General features: G+C 23.8%; 12 protein-coding genes. 3 read left to right on the top strand and 9 right to left on the bottom strand.

Going from position 1 to position 9,755, the window contains the following annotated elements; genetic code table 4:
• From M0D11_RS04185 to M0D11_RS07245, 4 genes are all read right to left on the bottom strand, one after another.
• The coding region (locus M0D11_RS04185; RefSeq protein ID WP_252320382.1) for a hypothetical protein at positions 1-593 on the bottom strand (593 nt) is incomplete at its 3' end.
• A 205-nt stretch (positions 594-798) separates the two neighbouring features.
• Positions 799-1,803, bottom strand: coding sequence for an ornithine carbamoyltransferase (argF, locus tag M0D11_RS04190; RefSeq protein ID WP_252320384.1), 1,005 nt, complete (start codon positions 1,801-1,803; stop codon positions 799-801).
• A 182-nt stretch (positions 1,804-1,985) separates the two neighbouring features.
• Positions 1,986-2,234: a hypothetical protein gene (locus M0D11_RS04195; protein WP_174481147.1), complete on the bottom strand. Its 249-nt coding sequence runs from the start codon at positions 2,232-2,234 to the stop codon at positions 1,986-1,988.
• Positions 2,235-2,631: 397 nt separating this feature from the next.
• Positions 2,632-3,201, bottom strand: coding sequence for an IS3 family transposase (locus tag M0D11_RS07245; protein ID WP_252320386.1), 570 nt, complete (start codon positions 3,199-3,201; stop codon positions 2,632-2,634).
• Positions 3,202-3,380: 179 nt separating this feature from the next.
• On the opposite strand from M0D11_RS07245, the gene M0D11_RS04205 reads away from it, so the two are divergent.
• Positions 3,381-4,001 (top strand): IS1595 family transposase, encoded by a 621-nt coding sequence (locus M0D11_RS04205; RefSeq protein WP_252318950.1) that lies wholly within the window; start codon positions 3,381-3,383, stop codon positions 3,999-4,001.
• Between the two features lie 54 nt (positions 4,002-4,055).
• Here the strand turns inward: M0D11_RS04205 and M0D11_RS04210 are convergent, their stop codons facing one another.
• The 5 genes from M0D11_RS04210 to M0D11_RS04230 all read right to left on the bottom strand — a co-directional run bounded on the left by M0D11_RS04210 (position 4,056) and on the right by M0D11_RS04230 (position 8,468).
• A complete protein-coding gene (locus M0D11_RS04210) occupies positions 4,056-4,622 on the bottom strand; it encodes a hypothetical protein (RefSeq protein WP_252320388.1) in 567 nt (188 codons plus the stop codon).
• A gap of 97 nt (positions 4,623-4,719) precedes the next feature.
• The gene (locus tag M0D11_RS04215) at positions 4,720-5,535 is read right to left on the bottom strand and encodes a hypothetical protein (protein ID WP_252320390.1); all 816 of its coding nucleotides are present in this window, start codon (positions 5,533-5,535) and stop codon (positions 4,720-4,722) included.
• Positions 5,536-5,588: 53 nt separating this feature from the next.
• Positions 5,589-7,247 (bottom strand): DAK2 domain-containing protein, encoded by a 1,659-nt coding sequence (locus M0D11_RS04220; protein WP_252320392.1) that lies wholly within the window; start codon positions 7,245-7,247, stop codon positions 5,589-5,591.
• A gap of 23 nt (positions 7,248-7,270) precedes the next feature.
• On the bottom strand, positions 7,271-7,564 hold the full coding sequence (locus tag M0D11_RS04225; protein ID WP_174481144.1) for a hypothetical protein: 294 nt from the start codon (positions 7,562-7,564) through the stop codon (positions 7,271-7,273).
• 283 nt (positions 7,565-7,847) lie between these two features.
• Positions 7,848-8,468, bottom strand: a complete 621-nt coding sequence (locus M0D11_RS04230) for an IS1595 family transposase (RefSeq protein ID WP_252318950.1) — start codon at positions 8,466-8,468, stop codon at positions 7,848-7,850.
• 181 nt (positions 8,469-8,649) lie between these two features.
• Between M0D11_RS04230 and M0D11_RS06890 the strand changes: the two genes are divergently transcribed.
• Together M0D11_RS06890 and M0D11_RS04235 are read left to right on the top strand one after the other, a co-directional pair.
• Positions 8,650-8,778: a hypothetical protein gene (locus M0D11_RS06890; protein ID WP_256468412.1), complete on the top strand. Its 129-nt coding sequence runs from the start codon at positions 8,650-8,652 to the stop codon at positions 8,776-8,778.
• Between the two features lie 476 nt (positions 8,779-9,254).
• Positions 9,255-9,755: hypothetical protein (locus M0D11_RS04235; protein ID WP_252320394.1), on the top strand; the 501-nt coding region annotated here is incomplete at its 3' end.

The raw sequence follows: 9,755 nt of genomic DNA on the forward strand, positions 1-9,755 counted from the left end.
TACCCTCAATTATCCAACATATCATTAATTGCTCTAATTGAAATAGGATCAAATCTAATTAATTGATTATTAACATCAATAATTAAATTATCTACCATTCTTTCCAATTCTCAATGAAACATTAATGGTTTTTCTTTATTTTGTAATTCTTCTTTTTTATTGTTCAATTTTGTTAATATTTCCATTAAGCTAACTGTACTATTTTCATTTCAGTTATTATTTATATTTACAAAATCATTTCTTAAATTTTCAATTTCACTAATAGTTTTATTTATATACCTTGCTTCTGCTCTCTTTTCATATCATTCAGGAAATAATTTTTTGTGTACAAATGGCCCCATAATAAATAATACTAATAATGAACTAGTAGCAGCACCAATTAGCATTCGAATTGGTAATGAAAATTTATTTTCATTACTACCAAGTGCTTTAACAATTTTTTCATTACATAAATATGTTATACCAATTCCTGGTATTGTACTAAGCAAAAACCCACTACCAATAATACCCACTTTTTCTCATATATTTAATCCTTGATAATTATATATTAATTGTTGTCTACTATCTTCTGATATTCTTTCTTGTCTTATCATAATTTACTCCTATTTTTCTAATTTGAGTTAATAAAATTAATTATTAATATCTTAACATAAAAACTAACATTAATATTTTATTAAACAATTAATTAATATATTTAATATTCTAAAATAAGAATAATAAAAACTAATTAATGGAAATAAGTTTATTAAATAATAAAATAATTAAAACTTCTTTTCATTATTAATATACTCTCATATATTATCCTTTCAAAGTTGCTAACATTACAGCTTTAATAGTATGTAAACAATTTTCTGATTGTTGAAATACCTTTGATGCAGAAGATCGAAATACTTCATCAGTAACTTCTAATTCACCTGTTCCACCATATTGTTTAACAATATCTTGAGTAATTTGTGTATTACCATCATGAAAACTTGGTAAAGAATGTAAAAATATAACATCTGATTTTGCAATTTTCATTTTTTCATCATTAACTTGATATGGCATTAATTCTTTAATTCGTTGTTTTAATAAAATTTTATCTTCACATACAGATGTTCAAACATCAGTAGCAACTACATCAGCATCTTTACTTGCTGTTTTATAATCTTCTGTTAAAATAATAGAACCACCCGTTTCTTGAGCAATTTCTTGACATTGTTTTAATAGTTGAGGATATGGTCATAAATTTTTATTAGTACAGATTACTAAATTCATTCCTAATTTTGCACTAATAATCATATAACTATTAGCCATATTAAAACGAGCATCTCCAAAATAAACAAATTTAATACCTTTAACATCTTTATTTTTTTTACACTCTTGAATTGTCATAATATCAGCTAGCATTTGTGTTGGATGATATAAGTCAGTTAAGCCATTTCATATCGGAACACCGGCATTTTCAGCTAATTCTTCAACATCAGTTTGTTTATATCCACGAAATTGAATACCATTATAAATTCTACCAAGAAATTTAGCGGTATCAATAATTGATTCTTTAACTCCTAATTTACTACTAGTTGGATCAAAATATGTTGAATGCATTCCTAAATCACAAGCAGCAACTTCAAACGCGCTTCTTGTTCTTAATGAATCTTTTCGATATAATAAAGCAACACTATAGCCTTTTAATGGCTGTTTTTCTATTCCTTTTTGTTTTGCAATTTTTAAATTAGCAGCTAATTCTAATAAGTAATAGATTTCTTCTGAAGTAAAATCTAATAAACAAATAAAATTTCTGCCTTTTAAATTAATAGCCATGATATGTTTTCTTCCTTTCAGTTCCTAATATCTTTATTTAATTTAACATTAATATACAATATGGGCAACACTCTGGCCACATGACAATTCAGAATTAGTAATTTCATAAACATGGATATGTATTATTATATTTAATTTTTAACTCAAATTTATTAACAGCAAGTAATTATTTTGTTAATAAATTATTGAACTGAAAGTTGTTTTAAATATTTTTCTAGTGAAATAATATATTCTTTTTTAGAATTCCATTCTTTCAAAATTTGATTGATTAAGTAAGAACATATTTTTTTATCTTGGATAATACTCATTACAACAAACTTTTTAATATAAAATACTCCAATACCATTTCTGATAAAAATTTTAGCAAGTAATAAAACTATTTTTAATTTATTAATTTCTGAATATATATTAATAGCAGACTTACTTTGCATTCAGTATTCTCCTTAACTTAAAATATTCTTTTTTCTCTCTCATAGTTAACATTTAAAACCTTTTTTTATATTTTTGCAATAAATATACAAAAAATTACTAATGAATATGTATATATTAAATTAATAAGTGTATTTTATTATATATTTAAAAATTTAAAACTATCAAAATAAAATTTTAAATATACAATAATAAATGAAAATGAAAAATATTAGTTTAGTAATTAAATGTAAAATTAAAAAAACAAAACTTTAAAACTTACTAAAATAGAATATTTTATAAAAGTTTTGAAAATAATGTTTTATCAATAAAACTTAATATAATTTTAAATTTAAAATTTGTACCTATAATTGAACTTGTCAAGAAAAGTGGACAATAAAAGTAACCTTTTATTAAATTTTATAAAATAGTATTTGTAAGTGTTAAATTTATAGGTATGAAGTAATTATTTGTTAATTTGGAATGAGCTAATCGATATTCGATTGGACTCATTCCTTTTAATTTGATTTGAGGTCGATGGTTATTATAAAAGTAAATATATTTAGGTAAGTTGTCTTGTATTCATTCAATAGTTCTATTTTTTCTTGGAATTTGATATAAAAATTCTGTTTTCATTGTTCCAAATCAAGATTCAGTAGCACCATTATCACAAGAATTACCTCTTCTAGACATTGAAATTTTTATTTTTAATTCATCACATAAAGTTTTATATGAAGGATTTGTATAGTGAAATCCTTGATCTGATTGCAAAATTCATGAATTAGGTTTTTGAGCATTAACTCAAGCTTGAATAATATTTTGGACAACAAATGTCATATCTAAACTTGAGCTTATTTTATAATCTAATATTTCATTATTATGAAAATCTTTAACAATTGATAAATAATATGTTTTACCATTAGTTAATAAATAAGCGGACTTCTCCCCACATGTACTTGTGGAGGAAACAATGAAATTGAATGAGTTCAACAATACTTTTCAAACAGAACAAGATTGTTTGAAATATATAGTAAGTTTGAAGGAAAATAAATGTATCAGGTGTTTGAACAAATTTGAATACTTCTGATTTAAGAAGAATAAGATGTTTGAAATGTCATCAAACATTTAGTATTCTTCATGGCACCATTTTTTACAAGTCACAAATACCTTTGAAATCTTGGTTTTATCTCATCTTTAGATGAATAAACACCAAACATGGAATTCCATCAACTGATGTTGCAAAAGAATTGGGGGTAACTTTGAAAACTGCTTGAAGAATGGGTCATAAAATCAGAACTTGTATTGCCAAACAAGAATCACAATTTATTGTTGAGGGCATAGTGCAAATGGATGAAATGTATCTTTCACATATGGGTTTTAAAAAACAAGGAAGATCCTTGGTGAATAAAACCTTGATTGTTGGTATTTATGAAAAAACAACCAATAAATTAATTGTGAAAGTATTGAAAAATGCAAAAAGTAAAAATCTTTTGCAGTTTGCAAGAAACCACATTTCTTCAAAGTGTCATGTACATACTGATTTTTGAAAAGGATATTGCGATTTTAAATCGGTTTTCACTAAGCATGAAACAGTCAATCATCAAGATAGCTATGTTTCAAAAACTGGTGTAAATACCAACCAAATTGAATCAGTTTGAAAACATATAAGAAGAACATTTAAAACACATATCAAAGTTGCAAAACATCATGTTCATTTATATGCAAAAGAAGCTGCATATAAATTCAATAAGATACCTAGTTTTGAAATTGTAATGCTATGTTTGATTTAAAACTGTGGGGAGAAGTCCGTAGATAGGCTTTTCTCAGCATTTATGTGATAAAATTTAAAAATAGTACATAAAGGGAGAAAAGCCTTTTAAATTATAAATTTTGTTAATTCATAAAGTTATCATTTTATAACCATAAATTTCTTGAAATTCATAAAAAATATTTTTAATTATATTAGCTAAAAATGTATCTCATTTATTAAATTCATTCATTCCATTCTTAATTCACTTATAATATCCTGATTTTGAAACATTTAGCAATCAACATAAATAACTAATCTGATATTTTTTCTTCAAGGAGAAAATCACAAAATATTTCTTCTTTTTTGTCGATTTTTCTAAATACTTTTTTATATCATTCATTGCCTCAATATATTCAATTAATTCTTGTTTTGTCATGTCATTAAAATTTAAAGATTTGGGTCGACCTGTTCTTTTGGTTTTTTTAGCACGAATTCCATTGCCATATTCTAAACCTTTTTCACCTAATAATTTATATGCTTTAATTCATTCTTTTATTGATGATCGACCAATACCATACTCTAATGCGGTTTTATCAATTGTTTTAATTTTACTTATTTTTATTATTTTTAACTTTTCTTCTTTTGATAATCATTTAGCCATAAAAAAATGAACACCTTCCTTAAAGTATTTTTAACACAAAGGTTACAATTCTGTGTCTACTTTATTCTAGATGTTCAAATTTAGGTACAAATTTTTATTATTTCTCATTTTGCTGTGTGTACATCACAATACGTAAAATAAGTTGTAATATTTCATAAATCATACGAATCAAGTAATAAATAAACTTAATTTGGAAAATTCAACTAATAGCACGTATTTCTTTTTCATTTAAAATACCAACAAGATTTTGACAAATTTCTTTTCTTGATTTAGCATAAAAAATCATTTGCATTGAAGAAAAAAGAATTAATAAAATACTACCTAAAATTGATAAAACAATTGAAAGTATATTGGCGCTCGCTGCTGATAAAGTAATTCAAGAATTAGCAGGTGAAAGAGCAAATAGAATAGCAAGTGCAAAAGAAATTAAAACAAAAAATAATGTTATTTTACGAGAAAAATCTCATCAAAAAGTATTAAAACGACTACTATTTGAACTACTTACTGCCCAAGTACTTTCCATTGCCATTGCTAAAGTATAAATAGAACGACGGTGATAAGTTCATGGTAATAGTCTTAAAGTAAAATTACCATTATTAAATAAATATGGCCTTAAATAAAAAAACCTAGGTTCAACAGTAATACTATTAATATTACCAAATCCCTTAAATTTTATTCTTTTTGCATTAATACCGTATGTTTTTAAATATTTTTGAGATAACTCGCCACCAGTTAAATTAGCACTATTTTCACGATGGAATCAAGAATACTTAATTCAAGTGAAAAATCAAATCATAGTAACAACAAACAAAATTACACCAACAATAGCTACTAAGCTTGCTAAAACAATTAAACTAGTTGATCAAGTCTTTGGATCATTTGGATTAACTGAGGATAATAATAAATTAGTCATAATCTTCTCCTTTCTAACTATTTGAATAGAGTCTACAATATTATAACATAGTATTATTCCACTACGAAAAGAAAGTTATAAACTTCTTGATCACCATCAACAATTTCATATTCAATATCATAATCTTCATCTAAAATTTTTTTCATAAAATTAATTTGATCTTTTGAATAACCTTTACCTTTAAAAATAGTAATTATTTCTGCACCATCTCAAATTAATTTAGTAAACAATACTTTAATTACATTAAATAAATTTTCGTTTGAAGCAATAATTTTTTCTTTACCATCTTTATTACGAAAACTAACAGCAGAAAAAAAGTGTTTTTTTCCAATTTTAATACCATCTATTTCAACATCACGATCAGCAACTGTTACATAACCAAAAGCAGCATATTTAATTTCACTTCACATATTTTTATTATTTTCTTTTGCACTTAATTCAGGATTGAAATTTAAAGCGGCACGCATACCTTGAGCAATATTTTTAGCAGGTAATACAAAAACTTTTGATTTTTTTTCTAATTTTCTTGCTTGTTCTGCTGCTAAAAATAAATTACTATCATTTGGCAAAATAAAGACATTTTTTGCATCGACAATTTCAATTGCCTTTAAAAAGTCATCTGTTGATGGATTAATTCTTTTTGAATACATAATAATATTGTTAACCTTTAATTCATCTCTAAAAAAGGTTTCAATTCCTCTACCAGGAACAGCAGCAATTAAAGCAAATTTATTATTTAATTTACGAATTGGTTTAATAGTTTGTGTATGTGCTTTTGCCTGTTCGGTCATATTTTCAATTTTTACTTTTAAAATTTCACCAAATTTCTGAAAATAATTTAAAATTTGACCTGGTTTTAAAGTATGAACATGAACTTTGATTAAATCTTCATCATCTACTAAAACTATTGATTGACCATCCATTGTTTCTAAATCAGTTCGTGTTTTGCTTAAATTAAAATCTAACTTACTAACTTTATTTAGTTTTACAATAACTTCTGAACAATAACCAAAGTTTTCTTGATTTAAAACCATTTCTAATTTTGCTGTATCTTGTTGTTCTAATTTTTTCTTTGGTGAAATAGCTTTACCGTGCTTTAAACCATACACCATACCTTCAACAATATAAACTAAACCAGCACCACCCGAATCAACAACTCCTACTTTTTTTAAAATTGGCAATAAATCAGGTGTTCTTTTTAATGATTCATTCATTCCTTCTAGTAATTTTTCAAAAATATAAAGCGAATCTTTGCCTGTTATTTCTAATTCATTAATATAATTAGCACCATCTTTAATAATAGTAAGAATAGTACCTTCTACTGGTTTCATAACTGCACGATATGCATAATCTTGCGCACTTTTTCAAGATTTTAATAAATCCTCATTACTAATGAAATCATTTTTTAAATCTTTTGTTTTTATAGTTTGAAAAAAACCACGAAAAATTTGAGATAAAATAACTCCAGAATTACCACGCGCACCCATCATTAAACCACGAGAAAAAGTAGTAGCAAATGTTTTTAAACTATCATATTCTTTGCCATTTAATTCTTTTATACCATTCATCATTGTTAAATTCATATTTGTTCCAGTATCACCATCAGGTACTGGGAAAACATTTAATTTATCAACTTCAAAATGATGATTATAAAGATTATTAGCACCGCTAATAAGCATAACTTTTAAGGTTTTAATATCAATTTTTTTCATTTAATTTCACCTTATATTTTCTTTTATTCTTCAATTAAATCATGAACAAAAATGTTAAGTACTATATAGTCTTGATGTTTAATAATCTTTTCAACAATATATTTTAAATTTTTCTGAGTTTGATTCATAATATTTCAAATATTATTATTAAAAAAACAAACTATATTAATATCAATAATTCAACCTAAATCAGACTTGTTAACTTTAATTCCATAATTATTATCTTTTTCATAAATATTGGCAACACCTGGTACAGATAAAATACTTTCTGATAATGCTTTTTTAATAATGTTCATAATATCTTTATCTTTCTCCACATAATCACCCCTATTATATTAATAATAAATTAAATTTATATAAAATAAAATCTCTTATAATTTTTATAGTCTTTTACATTATACCTAATATAATATATCAAGACAATAATAATCTTAAAGATAAAGATATTATATATTGATAATGGTTTTTTCTATATAAAAACATAATTAAGAAAAACTAAACTACCTAATTATTAAAGGCTTTTCTCCCTTTATGTACTATTTTTAAATTTTATCACATAAATGCTGAGAAAAGCCTATCTACGGACTTCTCCCCACATTTTTAAATCAAACATAGCATTACAATTTCAAAACTAGGTATCTTATTGAATTTATATGCAGCTTCTTTTGCATATAAATGAACATGATGTTTTGCAACTTTGATATGTGTTTTAAATGTTCTTCTTATATGTTTTCAAACTGATTCAATTTGGTTGGTATTTACACCAGTTTTTGAAACATAGCTATCTTGATGATTGACTGTTTCATGCTTAGTGAAAACCGATTTAAAATCGCAATATCCTTTTCAAAAATCAGTATGTACATGACACTTTGAAGAAATGTGGTTTCTTGCAAACTGCAAAAGATTTTTACTTTTTGCATTTTTCAATACTTTCACAATTAATTTATTGGTTGTTTTTTCATAAATACCAACAATCAAGGTTTTATTCACCAAGGATCTTCCTTGTTTTTTAAAACCCATATGTGAAAGATACATTTCATCCATTTGCACTATGCCCTCAACAATAAATTGTGATTCTTGTTTGGCAATACAAGTTCTGATTTTATGACCCATTCTTCAAGCAGTTTTCAAAGTTACCCCCAATTCTTTTGCAACATCAGTTGATGGAATTCCATGTTTGGTGTTTATTCATCTAAAGATGAGATAAAACCAAGATTTCAAAGGTATTTGTGACTTGTAAAAAATGGTGCCATGAAGAATACTAAATGTTTGATGACATTTCAAACATCTTATTCTTCTTAAATCAGAAGTATTCAAATTTGTTCAATAACACCTGATACATTTATTTTCCTTCAAACTTACTATATATTTCAAACAATCTTGTTCTGTTTGAAAAGTATTGTTGAACTCATTCAATTTCATTGTTTCCTCCACAAGTACATGTGGGGAGAAGTCCGTTATTAAATATAAAATACTATCTATAATTTTAAAAATTAATATTAATATTACTTTTAGTAAAGTAATACAATAATAATTAAATAATTACTTATTCTTAACTGTCTTATTTTTATACTTAAACATTATATAATAGAAAATAATAAAATTTAAAATATATAAAATACTAACTAACCAAAAGTATAATTAATAATTAAACTATACTTCAAAAATTTACTATATAAATTTTAGGAATTTTTGTGTTTTTAATCGTAATCTTATTTTTTGCAGAAATTTCAATTACAATTTTCATAATAACAATTACATATTTCAATAAATTACCTCCTATTTTATATAAAAAGATTATCACTTTTTAAAATAAAAATTAATTTAATGATAATGAAAATATATTAACTTCTTAATAACTAAATTTAATGTTCAACCACTTATTAACAATTGTAATTTTATATAATATAAAATAATATTTAATTGTTAACATTCAAAAGTGTTAACTATAATAAGTATTGAAATTTTATATACATAAAATTTAATGATTTTGAAAGGAACAATAATATGTTAAAAATATCTACTAATTATTTACCAGATCCCACTGAATATACTAAAGTTTTTTGTGAATATATATTCAAAACTTTAATAGAAAAAATTATATATTTTTATACAACAGTCAATGGGTTTCTAGATCAAAAATTTATTACATTTTTGACTAATGAAAAAATTGCTAATGAATTTAATAAAACAAAAAATATGGATTTAGAAACATTAATAAAAGAATTTTATGATACACATCATAAAATTAAAATTCCACTAATAACAATAAATAAAAAATTAACAAAAGAAATTGAAAAAGAAGTAAGTGAAGTATTTAATAATACAACTACTTTAACTATAATTTTTTATAAAATTTGTATAAAAGATAACGCAACTAATAGTGATATTAGTGATTTTTTTATTGAAAAATATACAAAAAAATTATTAATACTTTTAAAAATCTCTATTATATTTTTTATTACTATAACTATATCAAACATTTTAGAATTAGAGATAACAAAAAAA

The sequence above is a fragment of the Spiroplasma endosymbiont of Lariophagus distinguendus genome (genome assembly GCF_023846195.1).
In the GTDB taxonomy this organism is placed as follows: Bacteria; Bacillota_I; Bacilli_A; order Mycoplasmatales; family VBWQ01; genus Spiroplasma_E.